The following is a 21692-nucleotide window of genomic DNA, read 5'->3' as shown; positions in this document are numbered from 1 at the left end:
GAACGATGAGTAGACCTTTCCGGCGCCCGCGCGGATCGATGTGGAGTCCGGATGGACCGCGCAGTGCGAGTCCCTGCCGGGCGCAGCAGGAGAGGATCTCGTCTTCGGGTGGCCAGTCGACGGGGAATGTCACGAGGGTGGGCGCGTGCGCAGGCGCCGATGCCGTCGCAGATGGCGGTGATGGCTGACTGGCGGATGAAGCCGATGAGGCAGGCGAGGCTGCCGATGCCCGGCGGTCCGGGGCGGGAGTGAACAGAGCCATCTGGTCGTCCAGCGGCTGCTTCTCCCCACATGAGGAGGACTTGGCCATGGCGCTCTCGTGATCTCACAGCCGGCAACATCACGGAGAGCCGTGCCTCACTACTGCCTGTCAGGCCCATCGTGACGGGCGCATGCCCCTGATCTACAAGGGTCAGAAGCGGCAGGAGCGCGTGCTGCCGGCCCCACTGGATGTGCTTCCGGCAGTACGTCACCATTCCCGCTCTCCGCCCCGTCCCACCTCGCGCTCAGCAGGCTGTCCTCGTGTCCTACCCGAGACGATCGTCGTCGACCGCGGCAGAGTCTTCTCGTCTTGGCATGGCTCGGCGAGCAGGTTGTGGGGTCCATGATCCGGGTCGACGCAGAGCGCCTGCGGGAAGGCCTGCCGGCGTGGACTATTGCAGCCGGCGGTGTTCCGTTGTCCCGTGGGACTGCGGCTGACGAGGCCTCGGTCGGCGAATGCATGGGCGGGGCACTGCGATTCTCCTTCAGGGTAGTTCAGGCGGCGGAAGGGAACTGCTCGGGCGTGAAGTCCCCGTGGGACTCGTCGACGTGGGCTCTGGCCGCGGAGAGGAGTTCGGCGGTGTGCTCCGCGTCGTGCCGGCGCACGGCGTGCTCCAGTCGCACCAGCAGCCGCGAGAATTCCAGCGGGGTGTAAGCGGTGGCCGCCAGACTCGCGTGACCTGCGGCGATGAGCCTGCGTGCGGAGCCGAGTACCGGAGGTTCGATGGTCGAATCGAGGATGACCCTCGCATGGCGCATCGTCGGCAGGAGGGTGGCCACGCGCGCCTCGTCGCGCTGTGCAAGAGCTGGGTAGAGGGACTCTCGCGCCTGGTTCTGCCCCGCTGTGATGCTCTTCTCGAAAAACATCTGGTCCAGCCGGGCCAGCAGTGCCGCGCCCTGCCCGAGGACGGACGCTGCGGCCTCGTCGCGGATCTGAAGGATCGTTGCGATGTTCTCCTCCTTGAACGGTCCATGGTGCCCCGTCCGCTGGTCCATGTACCGCAGAATCTGGGCGCCGCCGACCCCCACCCCGTCGGTGCCGGTGTACGTGACGTCGGCGAGGTGGTGGAAACGGAAGCCGGCGGAGAAATAGGTGAGGAGACCGGCCTCGTGCGCGCGGTGCACCAGGGTGACCGCCTGCTCGAAGGTGAGCTGCTCGATGACACAGCGGCTGGGGTAGGTGTCGGCCGTACCGTCCCAGGTCACCTTGTCGAATCCGGCCTCGGCGACCAGCTCGATGCCGAGCAGCCCCACCTGGAAGCGGTCGCTGATGGTACGGGGACGTCCCCCATGGGACCGCTTCGTCGCGGGCCGGTCGTCAACGATGGGTGTGTTGAGGTTGAAAGCGGCGGACAGGGTCTGGGTGTGGCGGTTGCGCCGTACATTCCCGACGATGGCGCGCATGAAGTCGATCGCCTCGGTGGCGGTCATCCGCTCCATGGCCAGCTTGCACTCGGTCAGGCCGTCCATGAACAGCGCGGAGCATGCGGCGGACACGGTGTGCACGGTCTTCAGCAGGGAGTCGGCGACGTTGCCCTCGAACATGGGGCGGCCAACGTAGGAGGAGACCGGTGCCTGCGTGCCGGTGTGCAGGCGGACCCGGGGGATCGACTGCGGTGCCGGGATCCGGTAGGGCTCCACGGCCTCACGCTCGTGAGTGCTGCCCCGCTCGAGGTGCTCGATGTGCACGATCACCCCTCGGAGGTTCTCGCTGCGCCGTGTGGTACCGAGGAGGTGCCCTTCGCCAGGGTCGGTGATCGACATGTAGCTCTGGGTGTCTCGGAAGCCGGGGCTGCTCCAGGGGCGGACGGGCAGCGGCACTCGCTCACCGTCCGAGACCAGTGTGTAGGCGAGATGTATGGCGAGGACCTCGTCCTCGCCGAGTGCCCTGCCGCGTTCGCGCGCCGCGACGAGACACCTGGCCACAGCGGTCAGATAGTCATCGCTGTCCAGGTCCGTTTGCTCAGGCCGATGCGCGCACACCTGGTCCTGCGCCCGCGAGCGGACATGGACTTCCGCCGCGTCCTCGGTCGTGACGACGCGGAAGTCTCCGTCGACCGGCGGCTCGGTCCCGCTCGTCCCGTGCTCGATGACGTACATCCGGCGGCACTGCTCCTTCAGCGTGTCGATCCCCTGCTGCCGGTCCGCGACCATGGGCAGGATCGCTGCCATCTGATCGGCGAATTCACCTGCCTCGGCGGGATAGTCCTCCAGCAGCCCCGCCACCAGTTCCTCGACTCGAGTACGCAGGCTCGCTACGTCGTCCGGCCCACGCAGGGCGAACGGGCGGCGTTGTACGTAGCTCTCGTCGGTGCGGTGACGCGTGGTCAGGGCGGTGCGCTGCCAGGCACAGACGTTGATCGCGTACTCCAGCACCGCTCGGCGCACCGCTCCGTACGTGAAACGGCGGATTCGTCCTTGGTGGTGGGTGTGAACCTCACAGGGCATGGTTTTGTCCTTCCGGAGGGGTGTTCCGACGTGGTTCGGATTTCGGGCTCGACGGTCGGCGGATCGGTGCGAGGAGGGCCGTCATCCCGGGGCATCCGTCGAGGGCGGCAAAAAAGATCCATCAGTGCGGGTTTCCGCCTCACCTACGGACCGCATGTCCGACGAGCCACGCACATCAAGTAGGCCCCGCCGACGAAACACAGTCACTCCCCGAGAACTCGGCACTTGACGAAAGCCACCAGCACGCGATATGGAATGCGCCCCGCCGCATGCAGGAGCGCATGGCGGATCGCGCCTTGCTCACCCGGCTTCATGCCGAGCGCTCCTGAAAAGTGCAGGTCACTGCAGGTGACGCCCATGGGGGTGAGGAGTTCATCACCTGCGCGCGAGGGCGTCGGCATCATCGAGGTCGTGCCCCGATCAAGGACGTCGGGGTCTTCGCCCTCCTGCCCCCAGCGGTGGGCGGTGGACACGTGACGTGGCCGCTACGGGCGGCGACCGCCATCTCGCTCGCATCGGTGACCAGCGATGTGCGCATGTGGTCGGCGACAGTCGCCCAGACCGGCCGCAGAACGCCTGCGGGCACCGCACGTCCGGGAGCGGACCGGGCATCTGGCGGTGCCGTACGGGCACCGGAAACGGATGCCGGCCGGACACTCCTTCCCCCTGGAGAGGTGGCCGGCCGATCAACGCCGCACTCCGGCCGGAGAGAGGATGGCCGCAGAGCGGGCGGCGGACCTGGACGAGCTGGGAATGGTGTGGACCCGGCCGACGCAGCCTGGGAGGAAACCTGTCCCCCGGCCGCGCCCGCCACGCCGAGACCCGGCACACTGGCGGCTCAGGTGACCGCGACGGCGCTGACCATGGAAGTTCGATCACTTCTTCGGGGGGCGGGGCGCTGCTCGGTGTCGTGGGCGAAGGTGTGGGTGCGGCCGTCCGGAGTCGTGCGGGATCGGACCTGGTCGACACGGGCCGGAGGTGGTGCTGGTCACGCCGCCGAGCGGGTCGGTGTGGCGGACGCAGTTGCCCTCGCCGTCCCACTCCCGGCCCTCGCTGTTGCCGCCGGGCGCGGTCCGGGTGAGGAGCCGGCCGTCGGCGTCTCAGGTGAGGCGGCTGATCGTACCGAGGGCGTCGATCAGCTCGATCGGAGGGCCGAAGGCGTCTCGGCGGCAGGCCGTGCGGGAGCCGCGCGCGTCCCGGCGGCAGGCCGTGCGGGCAGCGCGCGCGTCCTGTACGGCCACCGGGAGCCCGGACGGGGCCGTACGACCTGGTCGAAGCGCTGCAGTGGCCGCAGGCGAGACGGGCTCGGTGGCGGGCGGCGGCCGTGAGCGGGCGCGTGCCGGCCGGCCTCGGGCTGATGTGGTGGCAGGACGTTCGATAATGCCTGGGCTATGGATCCATGCGCATCACGTCGTTGATCACTGTGCGTGGGTCGGGAAAAGTGAGGGCCATGTCTACGATTCCTGACCCGACGGTGCTGCACCCCTTGGCAGGACACCAGCGAGTGGTCCTGCTGAAGCCCCTCGTCACGTAGAGCGTGGCGGCGTCGAAGCCTTCCGGCGCACGGCCCCCGCCCTCCCAGCCCAAGAGCCGCAGGGGCGACGCGGTGAGGTTCGCCCAGTGCACGTCGGAGCGGGCGGTGGTCGAGCAGGTGACGACCGGGCCGGGGTGCCGACGAACCTGGGATCGCCCGGTCCATGTACTGCTGGCGTACGGCGACGCGGTCGGTGTTGACGGCCGCCGCCTTCTCCAGCGTCCCGGCGAGCTCCTGCCACCAGGAGTCCGGCAGCTGGGCCTCGTGCTGGAGGATCGGGTCGTCGGACAAGACCGGCTGGTCGACGCGCACCGACCGCTCCGCCCGGTAGGCGGTACCGTCATCGACGGCGTCGTGGACGGCCAGGAGCGCGGGCCGGTGCCCGTCCAGGTCACCGAAGGCGTGCTGGGCGTCGAGGCGCCGTCCCACAGCTTCCTCGACGCCTTGTCCTCCGGCGCGGACACCAGCCGCAGCCACGCCGGTTGGCTATCGGGGTGCGGGCCGGGGCACCCAGGGTGCGTCCGGCCCATCCCCGGAACTCCCCGCCCGGCTCGACTCGTACGTCCAGAGGCTCAGCCCTTTGAGTCCCGCCCGATTGCTGCCGCCCTTTGCGGCTGGTGACACGGTCCTGACCGGCACCCCAACACCCTGGCCACCCGGGTACGGGCCGACGTCCGACAGGCTCGGACGGCGCTGAGCCGAGCCCGGCTGAGCCACGGCGAGGGCAGCCCCAGCCCCGCCAGGCGTTGACGCTATGGAGGTTTCCGGGCGAGCCGGATTTTCCTCTTTTCGACCAGATCAGTCCCTTTTGGCGATGAACAGCGCGGTTCGCGTAGACCTTACGCAGCTCAGGAGTCGGTCTGGATGGCTCCAATCGGGATGCATCTATGCCCGGAAAGTTGCGCCTGGCAAAGGGAAGCGCCGGTCAGGTCGGCCTCCTCCGAGACGAACTGCCAGACCCAGTGGTAGTACTCGGTGTTCGCTCGCAGAGTGCCGAACACCGGGTCGATACCTTCGACGCCGTCACCCCCGTAGAGCATCTGGTCCTCGGTCAGGTAGGGCGTTGCGTCATCGATCACGTCTCCGATGTGCTGGTCCTTGTCGGCCTCAAGGCTGGGATACGCAATACCCAGGTCCGCGTAAGGCGCGTGGATGCTACGGTTCCGCGGCTCGGCTTCCACCCGCAGCAGCAGAGCCAGGGCCTTCGTTCCAGCCGGTGGCGGATTGTTCGGCACGTCCACCATGGTCTTGGCGTTGAGGATCTGCACCTTGTACGTGTAGGCGCCGCGCACATGCAGCACCGGCTTACGCACCGGCGGCATCGTGGGACGCGACGGCTGGTCGGTCGGATTCTTGCCTGGCGAGGGAGCCTGGACCGTTCCCGTCGATCCGTCTGTCGGGGCGCTGGCCGTGTCGTGGCTGCCGCAACCCGTCAGTGTGCTCATCACAGCAACTACGGTGCACCCCAACCACTTTGAGACATGGGACCGTCGATCCGCACTCACACTTCCCCCGCTTCCAGCACATCAGCAGCCCAGTAGACGATCAGCTTAGAGGTTGTTAGGACCGGCACCGTCCGGCAGTAGACGACACCACCGCCCGTGCTACGACAGTCTTGGGGGACAGACCCAGCCGCCCGAGTACAGTCAGCGCCCCCGACCGGCGTTACTGAGCTCTTCGGATTGTTGTCGGCTGTTGGGTGAGTGTGAGTCCGGTGCCGGTGAGGCAGCCATCGATCAGGTCGGGACGGAGCTGGATGTGGCGCATTCCCCGGCGGAGGGTGCGCTCGAGGTGCTCGTCGTCGGTGAACGCGGTGTTGGCCAGTGGGCCACGCCGTAACAGCGACCAGACGCCCTCGACCGGGTTCAAGTCGGGTGCATAGGAAGGCAGTTGCACGATGGTCAGCCAGTCATGTGCGTCCGCGTACTCACGCATCCCGGCGGCCCGGTGCGTGTTCAGATTGTCCCAGACCAGCACAATGGGAGCCTGCAGCTGGATGTGCGCGCGCACGACCAGGTCGCGGTAGTCGCTCCACGCGAAGGTGTCGCGTCCTTTGCCCCGGTGCTTGCGGTGGCGGCGCGGCCGGTAGATCAGCCGAGAGATCTCGCCCAGCTTGTAACAGCACATCGCCGTGATCGACCAGCGGCGCCAGGAGCGACCCCGCACCCGCACCACCGGCGTGTGCCCACGCCGGCCCCAGGTGCGGGCGCGTGGCGGTGTCATCGAGAACCCGGCCTCGTCCTCGAAGACGATGTACGCGCCCAGCGCCGCCGCAGTCATTCCGCCTGCGGCCACACATCCTTCTTCCACAAGCCCACCGCCTGCTCGTCGCGCTCGAGAGCTCTGCGGGCTGGAGATTGCCAGGACCAGCCGTGCCGGTGCACAGCCGCCACACGGCCGCCGACGAGCAGTCCAGCCGGAACGTCCGGGCGATCAGCGACCTGATCCGGGCCAGGGTCCAGCGCTGGTCCTCCCAGCCATGGGCGGCCGGCCCTCGCGCCAGGTTTTTCTCCAGCTCAGCGAACTGCTCATCGGAGAGCTTGGGCAGTTTCGATGGCCCTGCGGACGCGAGGGCGGCCATTCCGCCCTCCCGCCAGGCGCGACGCCAGCGTTCCACCGACCGCTCGCTGACCCGCAGATCCTTCGCGATCACCGCGGTTCTCTCACCACGAGCGAACCGCTCGCCCGCCTCATACCGGATCCGCTCGCGAAACCGTCGTCGCTCCGCGGTCAGCCCACCACCCTGCGCATACCGCATACCACCGGCCTACCGCAGGGATCACCACACGTCACCACCCCCGACAACAACCCGAAGAGCTCAGTAGGTACTCCGCCTTGAGGACACCGGTGAACTCGCCGGCACCGTGCGAGGACAGATCATGAAGGTGGCTGCGGCCGAGTCCGCCGTGGCGGTGGTCGTCGGCACAGCCCTCGCCGCCGTGACGACCGTACTGGCCGCGGCGACCCGGCATGCCTCGCTGAGCAGGCTCGTGACGGTGGCTCCTACGGTGCTCCCATGGACCCAGACAGGGGGACCGTCGCGATCCGCGCCCTCGTCGCCGCGTCGGCCGCGACCTGGAGTGCAAGCCGTCGGCCTGCGCTCAAGAGCACCTCTTTACCCAAGCTTGGCCCCAGCGGACGCAGGCGACCGCCCATACCGATCACACACCCCAGGCCACGACACCGCCGGCACCCAGGCAAGGCGTCCTCCAGTCGGGCACTCCGACCCGGCCGCTGAAGCTGATCACCCCGTCAGCCAGTGCGTCCTCCGCGTCGCCGCGCGACTCGTCCGGCGGCAGCACGATCACCGAGTCGCCGGTGGCCGGCCCACCTTGCTGTGCAACGCCTCCTCCATGGTTGTCTTGTTCCGGTCGGCCGGCACCGCCACCGCCGAACTCCGCTGGTTGGCGTTCGCCGCGAGCAGATCGCTCACCACCGTGAACACCTGCTCCGACCAACCCGGCACCACCCCGCGGCCGCGTTCCAGCAGCGTGGAGCGGCCGCGCCGGGAGCGATGAGCCGCTCGGTCAGCCTTGTCGTGATGCGACCGACGAGGGTCGAGACGTACACCAGGGCGACCAGGGCGACCAGGGCCAGCAGCACCGACAGCGCCACCCGCAGCGGGGTGCCGGTGGTGCCGCCCAGCCGCAGAGTCTCCCCGGTGAGGCACCAGTCCGCCGCCGGCTTCCCGGGGAGGGTGGCGGGGGCGTGTCTGCTCGTCCACACCAGCGCGACGCTCTCGGGAATGACGACGGCCAGGCAGACCGCCACCAGCCAGCCCAGCAGGGCGGAGGTGCCGTACGCCAGGGTCGTGTCGAACCAGTACCGCGACCGGGCACCCATCCCGTGACCCCGCTGCTCCACCGTGTTCCCCTGCCGCACGCAGGCCTGTAGGGGGCAGTGTCCTGATCCGGGGGGCCCGCGCCGGGCGGCACGGCGTGTGATTCATCCCTTCGCCGTAACCGGATGCGCCGGCCCGCCCCGTCGTGCCTCAGCGCACCCACACCGTTCCGGTTTGAACCGCGGCTTTCCCTCGTCCGTGGCAACTAGCCGCGATCCGGGGCGCGTCGGCCGCACGGGCCAGTAGAAGTTCGCCATGACCGATGACCACCAGGCGGACGCCGGCAACGGCGGCCTGACCAGGCGCACCCTCACGACCGCCGCCGGCACGACCGCAGCGGCCACCTTCCTCACTGCCGGCGGGGCGGCGGCGCTGCCCGCCCGGGCGCCCGCCCGAGGCCCAGCCTCTGCGGCCCCCTCCCAGGCGCGCGGCGCGGACTTCGACCGCTGCCTCGCCGTCGCCCGGGCCCTGCTCGTCGTCGACTCCGGCGACCGGCACCTCGTCCCCGGCTACCAGCGGGTGCTCAGAGACGGCCTGCCGCGGGCGCGGGCCGGCGGGGCCAAGAACGTCCTCGTCGTCGGTGCGGGGCCGGCCGGCCTCGTCACGGCCTGGCTGCTGCGGCGGGCGGGGCACCGGGTGACCGTCCTGGAGGCCAACGGCAACCGGGCGGGCGGACGCATCAAGACGTTCCGCCGCGGCGGCCACGAGAAGGCGGCGCAGCCCTTCGCCGACCCGCGCCAGTACGCCGAGGCCGGTGCGATGCGGCTGCCCGGCAGCCACCCGCTGGTGATGGACCTCATCGCCCAACTGGGTCTGCGCAAACGGCCGTTCCACTACGTCGACGTCGACGCGGACGGACGCCCCGTGTCCCACACCTGGATTCACGTCAACGGCATCCGAATGCGGCGCGCCGACTACGCCCGCGCACCCCGGCGCATCAACCGCTCCTTCGGTGTCCCGCGCGCCCACTGGGACACCCCGGCCGCGGCCATCCTGCGCTCGGTACTCGACCCGGTCCGCGACGAGTTCAGCACGGCCGGCCCGGACGGCAAGCGGGTCGACAAGCCGCTGCCCGAGCGGGTCCGCGGCTGGGCCAGGGTGATCCAGCGCTTCGGCGACTGGTCGATGTTCCGCTTCCTGACCGAGCACGCGGGCCTGGACGAGCGGACGGTCGACCTCATCGGCACCATCGAGAACCTCACCTCACGGCTGCCCCTGTCCTTCGTCCACAGCTTCATCGGCTCGTCCCTGATCAGCCCGGACACGGCGTTCTGGGAGCTGGAGGGCGGCACGGCCGTCCTGCCGGACGCCCTGCTGGCCAAGGTCCGCGACGCCGTGCGGTTCGACCGGCGGGTCACCCGGATCGAGTACTACGACCCCGACCGGGCCGGGGGCGACACGCGGCACGTCCACGCCAAGGGGCCCCACGTCTGGGTGGACACCGTCTCCGAGGGGCGCCACGGCCCGGTCGTGCGGGAGCAGTTCACCGCCGACGCGGCCGTGGTCACCGTGCCCTTCTCCGGTCTGCGCCACGTCCAGGTCAGCCCGCCGATGTCGTACACCAAGCGCCGGGCGGTCACGGAGCTGCACTACGACTGCGCGACCAAGGTGCTGCTGGAGTTCAGCCGCCGCTGGTGGGAGTTCGAGGAGTCCGACTGGAAGCGGGAGCTGCACCGCATCGACCCCGGTCTCTACGACGCCTACCGCACCGGACGCACCCCGGGCGACGGCAGCCTGCTCGGCGCCCACCCGTCCGTCCCGGCCGGCCACATCACCCCCGGCCAGCGCGTCCACTACGCCGCCAACCGCGCCGTCGCCCGCGACCAGCCGGAAGCGGCCGGTGTCATCGGCGGCGGCTCGGTGTCGGACAACGCCAACCGCTTCATGTACCACCCGTCCCACCCGGTCCCCGGCAGTCCGGGCGGGATCGTCCTGGCCTCCTACAGCTGGGCGGACGACGCCCTGCGCTGGGACTCCCTTGACGACGACGCCCGCTACCCGCACGCCCTGTGCGGCCTGCAGGAGGTGTACGGGCAGCGGATCGAGGTCTTCTACACGGGCGCGGGCCGCACCCAGAGCTGGCTGCGCGACCCCTACGCCTACGGCGAGGCGTCCGTCCTGCTGCCCGGCCAGCACACGGAACTGCTCCCGTCCATCCCGGCACCGGAGGGCCCCCTGCACTTCGCGGGCGACCACACCTCCGTGAAACCGGCGTGGATCGAGGGCGCGCTGGAATCCGCCGTGCGGGCCGCGCTGGAGGTCCACACCGCGTGACGCGCCAGCTGGCGGCCAGGAGTTCGTCCGCGTCCACGATCCGGTAGGCGTACCCCTGCTCGGCAAGGAAGCGCTGCCGGGGGCGGCGGAGTCCTGGTCGATGGTGTCGCGGGCGACGACCGAGTAGAAGTGCGCCTGGTGGCCGTCGGCCTTGGGGCGCAGCACCCGGCCGAGCCGCTGGGCCTCCTCCTGCCGGAAGCCGAAGGTGCCGGACACCTGGATGGCGACCGTGGCCTCGGGCAGGACGTCACCGGACAGGCAGCGCGCGTCCCACTGCGGGTGCGGGGCGACCTTGGGTGACACACCTTGCGGAGGGCAACCCGTCTCGCTTCGGACCGCCCCACTTCGCCCGCAACTTGCTGGCGTCCCGGCCGTCGACGCAGTGGGCGGCGGTGACGACCTTGATGGCGGAGAGCAGGAAGCCACCGCAGACAGGAGGCCACCGCAGACGTGTGATGTCCCCGTCCAGGTCTGTGTCGCGACGCTGACCTGGTGGGGCACGGGCTGTAGGGCGGCGTCCGATCCGCCAACGATGGCGTGGGCCGGGGTGGTGCCGGGCAGTGCCAGGCAGAGCGTGGCGGCTGAGGCGTGGCGATTACCGGGTCCCCCGCACGTTGCCCCTCGACGAGTGTGCGGCGGGGAAAGCGGGTGATGCGGAATCGGCGGCCGTGCGATGCTTCGCGGGGTCATTTCACGAGGACAGAGCAGGAGCACCCATGCCGTTCACGCAGACGCCCTCGGGGCCGGTCCACTGGGTCGCGGAGGGGGACGGCAGTCCGCTGGTTCTGCTGCATGGTCTGGGCGGCGACATCTCGTTCTGGGAGGCGGAGCGCACGGCCCTGGCGGACCGCTTCCGGGTGCTCTCGATCGACCTGCGCGGCTCCGGCCGGACGCCCGCGTCTGTCGACGGCCACACCATCGAGGACCTCGCCGACGACGTGGCCGCCGTCCTCACCGACCAGCGGCTCGATTCCGCACACGTCCTGGGGTTTTCCATGGGTGGTCTGGTGGCGCAGGCCTTCGCGCTCAGGCACCCGGCCATGCTCCGGCGGCTCGTCCTCGCCTCCACGTTCGCCGTGATGAACCGGACGACTGGAGCAAGCTGTACCTGGCCCAGCGGACCTTCGACGCAACTGGCCATCTGACCGCCGTGGCAGCGCCCACCGTCGTGATCGCCGGGGGCGAGGACCGGCTCGCCTCGGTGGAGGACACCGAGGTCCTCGTCCGCTCAATCCCCCGGGCGACCCTCCAAGTTCTGCCAGATAAAGGGCACTTGGTGAACGTTGAGGATCCCGAGAACTTCCTCGTCATCGTGCGTTCGCACTTCCTCGCCGGTCCTGACCTCAGCAGCTGACCAGCCGAAAGTCTCCGTCATTGCTGCCGTGGGTCGGACGCCCGGCCCGGCCCTGCGACAGAACACCCCCGCGTCGGCGGGGAGGACTCGGCCACCTGCCCGACGTACGAGCCGGATCCCGGAACACCCCACGTCGGCGGGGAGGACTCGATCTGGCCCAGCGCGGGGCGCCAGGTCAGTCCGCCGTGGTCCGTTGCTGCCGGTAGCGGGCGGTGATCCGGCTGCCCTGGGAACCGGCGCGCAGCGCGCCCTCAAGGCGGCCAGCGCGTCCACCGCAGCCGGGTTGCCGAGGCCGGGCACGCACACCGTCTCACCGTCGCGCAGCGCCACCAGCGAGGCGTCGACGACGTATTTGGGTGGCATGCCGCCGTCGTCGTGGACCTTCTCCTCGCCGGGAACGGACACGTCGCCCCGGGTGAGGTGGAACTCGGTGGCGGTCAAGCCCGGGCAGAGGACCTGCACGGTCACCGGGGACCCGGTCAGTTCGGCGGCAAGGGTACGGACGAACGTCACGACGTACCCCTTGGTGCCGCCGTACACGGCCCGGTGGGGCAGCCGCTCCGGCGGCGGGCTTCCGGCGAACGCCAGCAGCGAGGCGACGTTGACGACGGCGCCCCGCCCGCGCGCCGGCATTTCCGGCACGGCGGGCCCGGGTCAGCACCGTCAGGGCGGTGACGATGACGGCGAGCACCTGGGCCGGCAAGCCGGCTTCGGTCTCGGCGAACGGCCCGTAGCCGTTGATGCCCGCGTTGTTGACGAGGAGGTCCACGTCGGCGGCACGTTCGGCGACCCGGACCATGTCGGCACCTCGGGGAGGTCGGCGGCGAGGGGTTCCACCGTGCCGCCGGGCTCGTCGCGCAGCGCGGCGGCGAGCTGCTCCAGACGGTCGCCGCGGCGGGCGACGAGGAGGAGGTCCCGGCCCCGTTCGGCGAGCCGGCGGGTTGTCCGAAGCCGAGATCGCCGAACCGGTCAGCGGTCTCTCCACGCTGCCGACCGCCGCTCCGTGGCCGCTTGCTGTGCCCGCGAAATGCGCTGCGTGCGGACACACCGGTTTCGCCAGTGGCCGGGACACATCGGGGGCCTCAGACGCGAATCGCGTGCCGGGCGGCCGCCGAAGTTCGACAAGGACGACTACAAGCAGCGGCACGCGGTCGAGTGCGGGATCAACCGGCTCAAGCGTCACCGGGCCGTCGCCACCCGGTACGACGAACTCGCCGTCCGCTACGAAGCAACCGTGCTGGTCGAAGCCATCAACGAGTGGCTGTGACCAGCACTTTCGCAACAGGCCCTAGGAGCCACGCCGGTGATGTCCCGCTGAAGCCCTGACGATGGCCGGTGGCCGCGGCTACTCTGACCACCAACCCGGGGGGGACATGAGCATCATCCAGAACATTCCGATGCCTGACGAACTGATCCAGAAGGCGATTCTTGTCGTGTTCGGAGCGGGCGTCTTAGCACTCTTCAAGCTGTACGCCACGGTGAAAGCCTGGGTCGAGAGCGCCAAAGCCATAGCGGCGACGACCCGCAAGGCAGCCCGGACCGCAGCTGATCTTCGGGCTTCGGCACGCCGGGTGACGGCGGAGCGTCCGGCCGCCGCTGCCATTCTGACCGGCTACCTCGTGCTGGCGGAGGTCGCCTGGCTGCTCTACTCGCTGGCCTTCGTGAACCTGGCTGCCCTCGCCTACTCCACCCCGACCCAAGAGGCATTCACCGACCAGACCGCCATCGCGGGATTCGCACCCGCCGCATGGCTGCACTGGTCACAGACGACGACCGCCTATGTGCTTCTCGCGGTCTTCCTGCTGGGCTGGATGACCGTCAAGGACGCACCGACGCCGGGCGCGTACTTTTTCGCCTGGATACTGGTCCTGCCCGCACTGTGGGTCGTCCCCGTCGCTTTCACCACGGTTCTCGACCTCATGGCCGGCATCTTCTCCTTCGACGACTCAACGCCCTTCGACGGCGACGAGGCGGCCCGCGGACTCGTCCTGTGCGCCCTCGTAGGCCTCTACTTCAAGGCGACTCATCTGGCGCTGAACGGCGGGCAGCAACTCGGAAACATCTGGCTACGAGGACGGTCCGCAACCGTCTGAGTCGACGCGGGCAGGCGAGGAGCCGGCGGGAGGGTGCCCCACGTCACCGGCCCAGCCGTATCGCCCGCCACCAGGAAGTCGCTCGGCCTGGTGCCGGGGTGGCGCACAAGCCGGGTGAAGACCACGTGCCCGTCCACCTCGAACGGCACTCCGCCCCGCCGACGCGGCCGGATCAGGTGCGGCCTGGTGCCGTGCAGGACCCAGAGCGTGGCGTGGTGCCGCGAGTGGATGACGCCCTCCAGCCCGCGGGGCCCTGCACGATCTCCCAGTCGATGTACTGGCTCATCGTGCCGGGCGCCTCCTGCGCGGCAATCCGTGCCACTCGTGCGGTGCGCTCCCGGAGCTTGCGCTCCACGCGGCCGCCGCGTAGCCGCAGGAAGCGGACGATCCGCCCCGGCTCGACCCTCACCTCCGCGCTCACGGCGCCCCCACCTCAGTGCAGGGCAGGCACGGCGGCAGCGCCACCGTCACGGTCTATTTGCAGCGGCGGATCTTCTAGGGCCCGTCACCGGAGTCTGTTAAGGCCGCCCCGCCAGGACGGGCCGACCCCGGTGAAGGTTCCCGAGGCGCAGTTGCTCGGCGGCGCGAGTAGCCAAGAAATAGGGGCCGGCAGATCGCCACTCTGGCCTGCGAGCACGGCGTCAGCCGCGACGCCATCCGCACGGCCGTCGCCGTCCTCAGACCCCAGTGCACGTCCGCCGACCACGAGGACGCCCCGCCGGACCACCGCCGCGTCGTGTCGCTCCGGAACCAAGCGGCAGCGCTGCGCATGCCCGACCGACGAAGGAGCCTTGCTGCGGCCGCGGGCACGGCACGGGCCCTGGGGAAGGGCTCCCCGGTCGACGGGCGCTCACGCGGCCTGGACGGCTCGCCGGGCGCGGGCCAGCTGGCGCAGCTCGAAGCGCGCCACCGGTGCCGAAGGGACGGTCTCCCAGTAGGGGTGCCACCACAGCCGTACGGACAGGCGCAGCAGGCGGCGGCGCAGAGCGGTGGTGTCGCGGGGGTGGGGTGCGGCGAGTGCTTGGTAGGTGGCGTTCCAGGCGGCTTGCGTCTGCACCAGGTCGTCGGGGAAGTCAGTCACGTCCATACTTGCATTAGATCGCGTGTTCGAATTCAGTGTCACTTCGGACATGCCTTGCCCGGGCAACCCATGGGAGTCAGGACACGGCTTTCGGTCGATCTGGAAAACACCCCGGCTCAGCTGCCGACGCCCCCTCCCTCCTCCTGACCTGGCCTGACCTGGGATTTCCCAGACGGTAGGGCCCAGATCAGCCAGCGAAAGACCCTGCTCTCGGCCTGGCGCTACAAGCGCTGCGGCAGGGCCCTGGACTTCGGCCGCCCGAGCATGATCTGCGCGACATCATGGACGCCATCTCGTATGTGGGCCGCACCGGGGTGCAGTGGCGCTACCTTCCTCACGACTTCCCGCACTGGAACACGGTCTACGGATACTTCGCCAAGTGGCAGCAGGAGGGCGACTGACCTGATCCTGTCCTGCTCCAGCCCATCCCCCAGAAGCTCTGCGACCTCGGCAGTCCTATCGGTCCTCCAGCCGTCGAGGCGACGGACCTCCCGGCCGTCGGGGTCGACGATGGCGCCCACGTGCTCACCCACATGCCGGTGAGGGGTGAGGCAGATGGCGCCGCGTTCTCTGCAGGCTTCGTAGTCTGAAAGTACACGGGGAATCGGGACGGAGCCTGGGGTGCCTCCCCGGTTCTGCTCAGATCACGCTCCGGCCGATCCGTGCCCGCGTTCCCTCCGCTCTCCTCACGGCGTGTCCGGAGCTGATACGGCCGACCGGCTACCGGTGACGGCCGCTCAGACGCTAGGCTCACCGCCAAGGCCCTTTCTCAAGCTTCGCCGGCCCGGGTCCGCCGGGGCCGGCCAGTTGAGAGAGGAACGTCGTTGGACACCAACTCGAACAACAAGAGCAACACCCAGTGGGCGCGTGTACGCCACGCGGCCACCCAGGTCGCCGTCAAGGTGGCGCAGGCTGTACTCGCCCACGTCATCATCACCTGGCTCGACCTGTAACGAGGAAGGGCCCAGGGGCCACCCGGGAGTACAACGGGAGCGCCCCGCCTGCACTCGCGGCAGCACGACCTGACCGTCCTCCAGAAGCCGCCGCCAAAACGTCGCCTCCCACTCATGCACCACCCACGTCACCTCCACCGGATCATCGGTCTCAAGGATCGGCTCCCAGTCACCGGCGACTGGTAGGCCTTGGCAGTGCCGTGCACCTCGTAGCGGGGCATCGCAGTTCTCCTCTCTACAAGGCGGCGTCATCCTGCCGGAGGTGGCACAGGCACACTCCGCGGCAGTGGTCGCACGTTCCGACGAGGTCGTGCTGGTGCTTCGTGCAGTCGGCGCCGCACGGGTTGCCGCCCGAGCGTCCCCAGGTGAGGACGACCCGGCCCGGCGGCAGCAGGCCGCCGCCGTTTGCCCAGTAGCCGGGTCCGTGGCGAACATGCGGGCGGACCTGATTTCCAAGGTCCGTCCCTTGATGGTCCGTCGGTGACGGTGATCCAGTCTCCGGCACGGTACATCGTGGTCCTCCTACAAGCACCTCAACCAGGCCGTTGCGCTCACGGGGCAGATCGGGGCCGGCGGGGCCGTCCTAATCGCTGATCCTGAACTGGTGATAGTGCACGGGCACGAGCTGTCGCCCGTGCGTGGCCTGCTCGTTCATGCTGCGTCCCGGATGGTCGGCGGTGACTAGTTCTTGATCCAGACGAGGAACCTGTCCTTCCCCCAGGGTCCGGTTGTAGAGGTAGAAGTTGCCGAGGGCCTTGCCACCGTCCGGATTCTGTCCTTTGGGGATCATGCGCCAGCTGAACTGGCCACTGCCCCAAATCGGAGGGTGGTCAGGTCGCGGATCAGCTTCCCCACCCACAACGACGACCAACTCACCCCCAGAACGCTCAACTTTCCGGTTTGCACAGACGAGTTCTTGCCGCCTCCGAGACAGATCTACTGCTCTCCCCGCTGCAAGAGCGCCGCCAACCTTCGACGCGCTCCCGCTGGCCTGACCGCACACACCTGCCCAGTCTGCGACGGCATCCTCTCCGCCAGCCCCGCAGATCTACCGCTCGCCCGAATGCCGTCATGAGTCGGAAAGACAACGCAACCGGACCCGCGACGAAGAACGAGCACGACGCCACGGCGAACATCCCCAAACCCCTCCGCCTGCCCCGCAGCGACGGCCCCCGGGACCATCGACTCTCTGGCGCCGACGGCCGTCCGGAACTGCCCGCACTGCGACCAGCCCGTCACGATCGTCGCCCTGCTCGCCGTCCAGGAAGCCGCCCGCCCCACGAGTGCCAACTGTGTCACCGGCATCGTCCCGCTCAGGCGCCTCCAGTGAGGTTCGGCTGACCGTCACCGATCCCTGGGCCCGCCGACCTGACGGTCGGCGGCCCGCAACCCTCCTGCCACCAAACGTAGTTGGTCCAGTTCGCCGCTGATCGCATCCCGTAGCACGTCATGCTGCGGACCAAGCCTGAACCGCTCGTCACTCCACCGTTCACGCGGATAGAGCCACACCGGCTTGCCCACCACATCGGCCGGCTCCCACTCGAACCGCGGCCAAACATGCACATGCAAGAACGTGTCCGTGTTCCCCAGGATCTCCAGGTTGACCCGGCGGAAAGCCGGGTCCAGCCGCCGACGGGCACGCACGACCGCCTCACCGAGCTGGTCCATATCAGAAAGGAACGACAGCCGCCTCCCCCTCGGCAGGTCCCACAGCCGCTGAACATCCGGCTCGTCCACGACCAGAACCGAGTAACCCGGCAGGAACTGAACATCCCCGATCACCGCGAACCCCGACGTCAGCCGTCGCAGCACGGTCGAGTTCTCCCCTCTCATCGCAGTCCCGATCCGGTCCATCCGCCAGTCATCACTCATGGCCGGACCTACATTTTGGTGATCAAGGACCGCTCTTCAAGCCCCACCCTCCTCACACAGTTCAGAGACTAAGGGTTGTCCCGCAATCAATCTTGTAGGTGTGCCAGGGCATGCCGATTGTTGGGGCGGTGGTCCGGCTATCCCGCTTGGAGCAGGTTGTGGAGGCGGGCGATGCCAAGCATGGCGTGGTGGACGCCATCGCCCTTGAGTCGGCAGTCGCGCAGGATCTTCCAGGTCTTCATCCGGGCGAAGACGTGTTGGACCCGAGCCCGGACTTGTTTGTGAGAACGGTTGTGGTCCTGCTTCCACTCGCACAGTTCGCCGCCGGCCGGGCGGCGGTGCGGGATTACGAGTCCGGTGCCCTGGTAGCCGCCGTCGGCGATTGTCGTGGTCCTTCCTACGGCTTGCTTGGCCCCGGATTCGGCCCACGCCTTGCAGTCGTTGCGGTTGCCGGGCACCGGCCGTCCGACCGCGATGACCAAGCGGGTGTCGGCGTCGATGACGACCTGGTGGTTCGTTGAGTAGCGGTAGTTCCTGGACTGCTCGGCGATGGTGTGATCGCGGGTCGGCACGAGGGTGCCGTCGACGATGAACACGGCGTCCCTCCGCAAGCGCCGCCGCTGTTTGAAGGCGAGCTGTGGCGCGGTGTGGTCGATGATGCGGTCGGCGCTGGACTTTGAGATGCCGAACAAGGGCGCCAGCTGCCGCAACGTCAGGTTGGTTCGCCAGTACGCCGCGACCAGGAGCACTCGATCCTCCAACGGCAGCGACCAGGGGCGCCCTGGACGGGTTCGGTCGGCTCCTTCCCGTCGCAGCATTGTGATCAGCTTGCGGAAGTCGCGGGGGCGCAGCCCGGTGAATGGGGCTATCCAGGACGGTTCCGACGCCGTGATCACACCAGCCATGCCAAGATCATTTCATCGTGGCACGCTGGGCTGTGAACCACGGTGTTACAGCTTGATCTGCCCCGTCAGCCACCATTCGAGGTACTTGGCCAGGCTCGGCGCCACCCACGTCCGGCTGTCGTCCTCGTGGTTCCAGACGAAGACGTCGGGCCGGTCGATCCTGGGGAGGAGCGCAAAGAGGTCACCGTTTCCTGCATCCGCGAAGAAGAGCAGCGGATCGAACGGCATGTACAGGGTGGCAAGCTCAGCGTCCTCGCGAAGACGCTGGTTCTCGGAGGCGATGCGCTCGGCCGACCAGATGAGCCCGTCTCCGTACTCGCCCTCGACGCCGTTGCTCTCGCGGAGGAGATCGGCGAGGTCCGTAGGCAGTGGATGGCCGAGGACCGTGGCGCAGCGGATCAGCGACGACTCCGATGCAGGGGACTGGAAGACGGCCATGCCGGGCAGGGCCGCAACGACTTCGGTCCACACAGTTGATTCGACCTCCATGAGCCTGGCCGGGATCGAGCCGGCCTAGAGCCCCGTCGGCGCCGGCCGGGGTCCGCGTTTCGACAAGCGTGACTGATCGCCCAACGAACAGTAGGGCCCGGACCGAGCCGACCACCCACCGCCCCCCAGCCCGGCAATGCGGGACAACCCTTAGGCAAGCGGGACGAGGCATGGTGACTGTCTGCAAATGATCTATTGTGCGAAGTCGCCTTGAGAGGATGCGGCCTCGATCTGGCGCATTCTCTCGCCGATGGGAGCAGCTATGCCGTCTGAGTTCGCGGTATCCCGCGATGAACGTCTGAAGCGGCTTCGTGCCCAATTGCAGAGCGGAACCTCCCAGGCCTTCGACGCCCGGGTGGAATCCACGCGGAGCGCGCGTGTGCTGTACGGGGTGATGCTCCACGGTGCTGCCCGCTTCGAGACGGGCCTGGAGCTCACGGATCTGGAGTCGCAGCTGGTCGGACTCCTCCGGCACCTACTGACGGAGGAGGAGGTACGCGACTTCGGCCGGGTCTACCGGGAGGAGGCGCCCGCGCGCGCTGCGCTCTTTCCGGACAGCCTCGCCTCACGCCCGCTCGACGTGGGCCACTCCGTGCAGGACCTGACCGCGGACCTGCACGCGCTGGGCGAGGAAATGATGGCCCAGCCGAACTGCAACATCATCGACCTGGACGCCTCCGCGCAGCCCGGCGGGGGCGGCGAGGCGCCGTCCTGGGACTCCGAGGAGTTCCGTCAAGGCATGGCCGCCTACGGGTACGGGGCGACCGTCGTCACCGCCTCGGAGCACCAGGCGGACGTGGAGGACAAGCCCGCGCTCGAAGTCGACATGACGCACCCGAGGTTCAGTGCATCCGGGAGTCCCACGAACTCAGCGGTTCGAACGAGATCTACTGGGCGCTCTCCGCAGGCGCCGACGCACAGGGGACAAGCGGGCGTCGATCACCCGCACGTACGGGGATGTGGACGCCGGTGAGACCCACAACATGGACCCGAACACCATCCCGTTCCGCGGTTCGGTCCACAAGGTCCTGCTCTGCCACATCGAACTGTGGGAAGAGGACTCGGGCGTCGACCCAGCGCTGGGCGCACCATCCAGGAGATCGCTACCGCGCTGGAGGACACCGCCGAGATCATGAGCGCCCTCCCGGCCGGCGGGGCGTGGGAGACGCTGCACCAGTTCATCGCCATCGTCGGCAGCATCGGCCAGCTCATCGGCGAGATCGTCGGATGGATGGCAGACGACCTGCTCCACCACCGCACGATCGCCTTCGACCGCGCCGTGATGGAGCGCTTGGCCAACCCCACCGCCTCCAACCCGGACACTACCTGGGCTTTCCAGCACGCCCACGGCGGCGGCGCGGAAGGGGCCTTCACCCTCGACATCCGGGGCCGCTACACCCAGCCCAGCAACAACAGCGTGGCGCACGTGATCCGTACCGGGTCCCAGTGGGGTGCTGTGGCACAGCCCTGGGGCGGCGCGAAGACCCACGGCGCTCCGGCAATGGCCATCCACGAGGGCAACCTGTACAGCGCGATTCGCGGACTCGACAACAAGGTGTACGTCAACCGGCGTGAGACAGCCAGTGGACTGGATTCCGCGCGGTCGCCGGGAGTGACACTGACCGCGCTCCTTCACTCGCCTCCTACAACGGCAACCCGTACCTGGCCTACACCACCCCCGGCAGGCCGGTCAGCATCCTCACCTCCACCCGGGGAGAGAACTGGACACGTCACAGCGAGCAAGGCAGGCGCACCGGCAGCGGTATTGGCATCGCCTCTTTCGGCGGCCGTCTGTGGTTCGCGGCCTTCGACGGCGGGAACAGCTGGCGCGGCTCAGGGTCTCCAGCTACGGCCCACTCGGCGACCACCACTACTCGTGGGCCGCCAGCGTCGACAGGCCGGGCCACGAGTCTCTCCACGCACCGGCCATGGCCCCCTTGAACGGCAAGCTGCACCTGGTCTACACCCGCCCCGACGGCAAGGTGTGCATCACCTGGCGCACCCTCGTCGAGGTCTGGCTCAGCCCCGTCGTACTGCCCGGCAGCGCGAAGGGCTCTCCCGCCCTCGCCGCGCTGGGCACCACCCTGTACTGCGCCATCCGGGGCCACGACGACCACATCTACCTCAGGCTTCGGTAAACCAGGTGCAGGTCGTTGCCGTCACCGACGAGGCCGGGGCCGGATAGGCGTTGGCGGCTGTTTTGGCCGCCGCGCAGGCGGCGGAGGGGCTTTTGACGAAGAACACGCCGGCAGCGGAGCCCGTGTTGACGATATGCCCGCCGCCGCCTTCCCTGCATGAGCGGCAGCGCGGTCTTCACTGAGCAGACCATGGCGTCGTACGCGGTCCTCCTCGCGGTGGTCGACGGCGTGGACGTGCACGCCGTGCCGTGCGAGAGCGTGAGCGGTGGCCAGGCCTGTGCCTTGCGCTCCGCCGGTGACCAGGCACACCTTGCCCCACAGGGGAGCCGGTGCGTCGAAGGAACTCTGTTCGGTCATGCCTCCCTCGTCTGACATGAACCGGCCAGGCTTGGGGCGTCCCTGCACGGGCCCGCGAAAGCGCTGGTCCGCGGGGCAGGAAGGTAGCCGCC

At 69.1% G+C, this 21692-nt stretch carries 22 protein-coding genes and 3 pseudogenes; 10 read left to right on the top strand and 15 right to left on the bottom strand.

The annotated features are described in order from the left end of the window. Positions 1-756: 756 nt before the first annotated feature. Together ACZ7N4_RS23740 and ACZ7N4_RS23735 are read right to left on the bottom strand one after the other, a co-directional pair. Positions 757-2649: a hypothetical protein gene (locus ACZ7N4_RS23740; RefSeq protein WP_471360948.1), complete on the bottom strand. Its 1893-nt coding sequence runs from the start codon at positions 2647-2649 to the stop codon at positions 757-759. 263 nt (positions 2650-2912) lie between these two features. After that, positions 2913-3182, bottom strand: coding sequence for a hypothetical protein (locus ACZ7N4_RS23735; RefSeq protein WP_471360947.1), 270 nt, complete (start codon positions 3180-3182; stop codon positions 2913-2915). A 55-nt stretch (positions 3183-3237) separates the two neighbouring features. Here ACZ7N4_RS23735 and ACZ7N4_RS23730 point away from each other — a divergent pair, with 55 nt between their 5' ends. Beyond that, positions 3238-3555: a helicase associated domain-containing protein gene (locus tag ACZ7N4_RS23730; RefSeq protein ID WP_471360944.1), complete on the top strand. Its 318-nt coding sequence runs from the start codon at positions 3238-3240 to the stop codon at positions 3553-3555. Positions 3556-5091: 1536 nt separating this feature from the next. On the opposite strand, the gene ACZ7N4_RS23725 is transcribed toward ACZ7N4_RS23730, so the two are convergent. The 4 genes and pseudogenes from ACZ7N4_RS23725 to ACZ7N4_RS23710 form a co-directional block, all read right to left on the bottom strand. After that, entirely contained in the window at positions 5092-5691 is a 600-nt protein-coding gene (locus ACZ7N4_RS23725) for a hypothetical protein (RefSeq protein WP_471360941.1), read from the bottom strand. Between the two features lie 217 nt (positions 5692-5908). Beyond that, a pseudogene (locus ACZ7N4_RS23720) lies at positions 5909-7001 on the bottom strand (IS630 family transposase). Positions 7002-7547: 546 nt separating this feature from the next. Beyond that, positions 7548-7676 (bottom strand): hypothetical protein, encoded by a 129-nt coding sequence (locus tag ACZ7N4_RS23715; protein ID WP_471360939.1) that lies wholly within the window; start codon positions 7674-7676, stop codon positions 7548-7550. After that, a complete protein-coding gene (locus ACZ7N4_RS23710; protein WP_471360937.1) occupies positions 7673-8086 on the bottom strand; it encodes a hypothetical protein in 414 nt (137 codons plus the stop codon). Before ACZ7N4_RS23710 ends, ACZ7N4_RS23715 begins: the two co-directional genes overlap by 4 nt. Before the next feature lie 253 nt (positions 8087-8339). Between ACZ7N4_RS23710 and ACZ7N4_RS23705 the strand changes: the two genes are divergently transcribed. After that, a complete protein-coding gene (locus ACZ7N4_RS23705) occupies positions 8340-10358 on the top strand; it encodes a flavin monoamine oxidase family protein (RefSeq protein WP_471360934.1) in 2019 nt (672 codons plus the stop codon). A gap of 13 nt (positions 10359-10371) precedes the next feature. Here the strand turns inward: ACZ7N4_RS23705 and ACZ7N4_RS23700 are convergent. Then, positions 10372-10601: pseudogene (locus ACZ7N4_RS23700) on the bottom strand (DNA repair helicase XPB); the annotation flags it as partial. Between the two features lie 4 nt (positions 10602-10605). After that, on the bottom strand, positions 10606-10806 hold the full coding sequence (locus ACZ7N4_RS23695; RefSeq protein WP_471360999.1) for a trypsin-like serine protease: 201 nt from the start codon (positions 10804-10806) through the stop codon (positions 10606-10608). Between the two features lie 268 nt (positions 10807-11074). Here ACZ7N4_RS23695 and ACZ7N4_RS23690 point away from each other — a divergent pair, with 268 nt between their 5' ends. Then, a complete protein-coding gene (locus ACZ7N4_RS23690) occupies positions 11075-11503 on the top strand; it encodes an alpha/beta fold hydrolase (RefSeq protein WP_471360931.1) in 429 nt (142 codons plus the stop codon). Between the two features lie 83 nt (positions 11504-11586). Here ACZ7N4_RS23690 and ACZ7N4_RS23685 read toward each other — a convergent pair whose 3' ends face one another. Next, entirely contained in the window at positions 11587-12345 is a 759-nt protein-coding gene (locus ACZ7N4_RS23685; protein WP_471360929.1) for an SDR family NAD(P)-dependent oxidoreductase, read from the bottom strand. A 403-nt stretch (positions 12346-12748) separates the two neighbouring features. Between ACZ7N4_RS23685 and ACZ7N4_RS23680 the strand changes: the two genes are divergently transcribed. Next, the gene (locus tag ACZ7N4_RS23680) at positions 12749-12979 is read left to right on the top strand and encodes a hypothetical protein (RefSeq protein WP_471360927.1); all 231 of its coding nucleotides are present in this window, start codon (positions 12749-12751) and stop codon (positions 12977-12979) included. A 106-nt stretch (positions 12980-13085) separates the two neighbouring features. Continuing rightward, positions 13086-13805 (top strand): hypothetical protein, encoded by a 720-nt coding sequence (locus ACZ7N4_RS23675; protein ID WP_471360925.1) that lies wholly within the window; start codon positions 13086-13088, stop codon positions 13803-13805. A 172-nt stretch (positions 13806-13977) separates the two neighbouring features. Here ACZ7N4_RS23675 and ACZ7N4_RS23670 read toward each other — a convergent pair whose 3' ends face one another. Both ACZ7N4_RS23670 and ACZ7N4_RS23665 read right to left on the bottom strand, forming a co-directional pair. Then, entirely contained in the window at positions 13978-14226 is a 249-nt protein-coding gene (locus tag ACZ7N4_RS23670) for a hypothetical protein (protein WP_471360922.1), read from the bottom strand. Positions 14227-14655: 429 nt separating this feature from the next. Next, entirely contained in the window at positions 14656-14892 is a 237-nt protein-coding gene (locus ACZ7N4_RS23665; RefSeq protein WP_471360919.1) for a hypothetical protein, read from the bottom strand. A gap of 147 nt (positions 14893-15039) precedes the next feature. Between ACZ7N4_RS23665 and ACZ7N4_RS23660 the strand changes: the two are divergent. Both ACZ7N4_RS23660 and ACZ7N4_RS23655 read left to right on the top strand, forming a co-directional pair. Continuing rightward, a pseudogene (locus ACZ7N4_RS23660) lies at positions 15040-15281 on the top strand (transposase); the annotation flags it as partial. Positions 15282-15710: 429 nt separating this feature from the next. Further along, positions 15711-15839: a hypothetical protein gene (locus ACZ7N4_RS23655; protein ID WP_471360917.1), complete on the top strand. Its 129-nt coding sequence runs from the start codon at positions 15711-15713 to the stop codon at positions 15837-15839. A 583-nt stretch (positions 15840-16422) separates the two neighbouring features. Here ACZ7N4_RS23655 and ACZ7N4_RS23650 read toward each other — a convergent pair. The 4 genes from ACZ7N4_RS23650 to ACZ7N4_RS23635 all read right to left on the bottom strand — a co-directional run bounded on the left by ACZ7N4_RS23650 (position 16423) and on the right by ACZ7N4_RS23635 (position 19087). Further along, positions 16423-16629: a hypothetical protein gene (locus ACZ7N4_RS23650; RefSeq protein WP_471360914.1), complete on the bottom strand. Its 207-nt coding sequence runs from the start codon at positions 16627-16629 to the stop codon at positions 16423-16425. Between the two features lie 554 nt (positions 16630-17183). Continuing rightward, positions 17184-17711, bottom strand: a complete 528-nt coding sequence (locus ACZ7N4_RS23645) for a diadenosine tetraphosphate hydrolase (RefSeq protein ID WP_471360911.1) — start codon at positions 17709-17711, stop codon at positions 17184-17186. A 137-nt stretch (positions 17712-17848) separates the two neighbouring features. Continuing rightward, positions 17849-18616 (bottom strand): transposase, encoded by a 768-nt coding sequence (locus ACZ7N4_RS23640; RefSeq protein WP_471360908.1) that lies wholly within the window; start codon positions 18614-18616, stop codon positions 17849-17851. Between the two features lie 45 nt (positions 18617-18661). Continuing rightward, complete coding sequence (locus tag ACZ7N4_RS23635) at positions 18662-19087, bottom strand: SMI1/KNR4 family protein (RefSeq protein ID WP_471360906.1); 426 nt, start codon at positions 19085-19087, stop codon at positions 18662-18664. A 337-nt stretch (positions 19088-19424) separates the two neighbouring features. On the opposite strand from ACZ7N4_RS23635, the gene ACZ7N4_RS23630 reads away from it, so the two are divergent. The 3 genes from ACZ7N4_RS23630 to ACZ7N4_RS23620 all read left to right on the top strand — a co-directional run bounded on the left by ACZ7N4_RS23630 (position 19425) and on the right by ACZ7N4_RS23620 (position 21615). Further along, complete coding sequence (locus ACZ7N4_RS23630) at positions 19425-20078, top strand: hypothetical protein (RefSeq protein ID WP_471360903.1); 654 nt, start codon at positions 19425-19427, stop codon at positions 20076-20078. 955 nt (positions 20079-21033) lie between these two features. After that, positions 21034-21243, top strand: a complete 210-nt coding sequence (locus tag ACZ7N4_RS23625) for a hypothetical protein (RefSeq protein WP_471360900.1) — start codon at positions 21034-21036, stop codon at positions 21241-21243. A gap of 156 nt (positions 21244-21399) precedes the next feature. Then, positions 21400-21615 (top strand): hypothetical protein, encoded by a 216-nt coding sequence (locus ACZ7N4_RS23620; RefSeq protein WP_471360897.1) that lies wholly within the window; start codon positions 21400-21402, stop codon positions 21613-21615. Positions 21616-21692: the final 77 nt, after the last annotated feature.

The organism is Streptomyces sp. NPDC107654, assembly GCF_055639035.1.
The sequence above is the reverse complement of the archived record's forward strand: the minus strand, read 5'-3'. Positions and strand labels throughout refer to the sequence as shown.